Genomic DNA, 1410 nt, shown 5'->3' on the forward strand with positions numbered 1-1410 from the left:
CGGCCCCGCGGGCGGCCGTCCCGACCGCTCCGCTCGGCCCCGCCGACGTCGGCGCCTGGCTGGACGGCCTCGTCCCCGCCGCGCTCGACCGGACCGGGATCGCCGGGGCCGCGGTCACCGTCGTCCGCGACGGGCAGGTCCTCGCCACCCGCGGCTACGGCTCGGCCGGGCCGGGCAGACCCGTCGACCCCGACCGGACGCTGTTCCGGGTCGGGTCGGTGTCGAAGGTGGCCACCGCGGTCGCCGTGCTGCAGCTCGCCGACCGCGGCCTGGTCGACCTCGACGCCGACGTCCGCCGCTACCTCGACATCGACGTGCCGATGCCCCGAGGCCCGGTGACCCTGCGGAACCTGCTGAGCCACACCGCGGGCTTCGAGGAGCAGATCCGCGGCCTCATCCGCGCCGCGCCGGGCGGCCCGTCGCTGCGGGAGTTCCTCGCCACCGACCCACCCGAGCAGGTCGGCACCCCCGGCACCGTGCCGTCGTACTCCAACTACGGCTACGGCCTGGCCGGGTACGTCGTCGAGCGGGTCACCGGGGAGCCCTTCGAGCGCTACGTGCAGCGCGAGGTGCTCGACCGTGCCGGCATGACGACCGCGACCTTCGACCAGCCGCTGCCCGCGGCCGCCGCCGGGGCGATGTCGGAGGGCTACACCAGCGTCGACGCCCCGCCGGCACCGTTCGAGTTCGTCAGCCCGGCCCCGGCCGGGTCGCTCAGCGCGTCGGCCACCGACATGGGCCGGTTCGCCTCGGCCCTGCTCGGCGCGCCCGGTTCGACCCCACTGCTCTCCCCCGCCGCGTGGGCGCTGATGCAGCGTCCGGCGCTGGGCCCGGACACCCTCGGCGCGCTCGCCGACGGGCCGCGGATGGCACCCGGCCTGTTCGACGAGAGCCGCAACGGCCACCTCGTCCTCGGCCACGGCGGCGACACCCAGTGGTTCCACTCGCACCTGCAGTTGTATCCGGCCGAGCGGATCGGCGTGTTCGTCACGACGAACAGCAGCGGGCGTGGCGGCGCGGACACGCTGGAGCTGCGGCGCGCGGTGACCGAGGGGTTCACCGACCGCTACCTGCCCGGCACGGCGGGCCCGGCGCCCGCCCCGGACGCCGGCACCCCGGCCCGGGCCGCCGCGATCGCGGGCACCTACGAGTCGGCGCGCCGGTCGGCGAGCACCTTCATGGGCGCGATGAACCTGATGGGGCAGATGCGGGTGGCGGCCCGTCCGGACGGCACGCTGCTGGTCTCCCCCGCCCCGAACGACGTCCGTCCGGCCGCCTACGCCGAGGTCCGGCCCGGGCTGTGGCGGGAGGTCGGCGGCCAGCGGCTGCTGACCGTGCGCACCGACGCCGACGGCCGGGTCACCGCGCTGGGCCACGACGCGGCGTTCACCGAGCTGCCGGTCGGCCCGC

At 77.1% G+C, this 1410-nt stretch carries 1 protein-coding gene; it reads left to right on the forward strand.

Annotated elements, in window-relative coordinates; translation table 11 throughout:
- A partial coding sequence (locus GTW08_RS04695) for a serine hydrolase domain-containing protein (RefSeq protein ID WP_161151461.1) occupies positions 1-1410 on the forward strand: 1410 nt, incomplete at both ends.

This window comes from Pseudonocardia sp. SID8383 (assembly GCF_009864975.1).
Taxonomy (GTDB): domain Bacteria; phylum Actinomycetota; class Actinomycetes; order Mycobacteriales; family Pseudonocardiaceae; genus Pseudonocardia; species Pseudonocardia alni.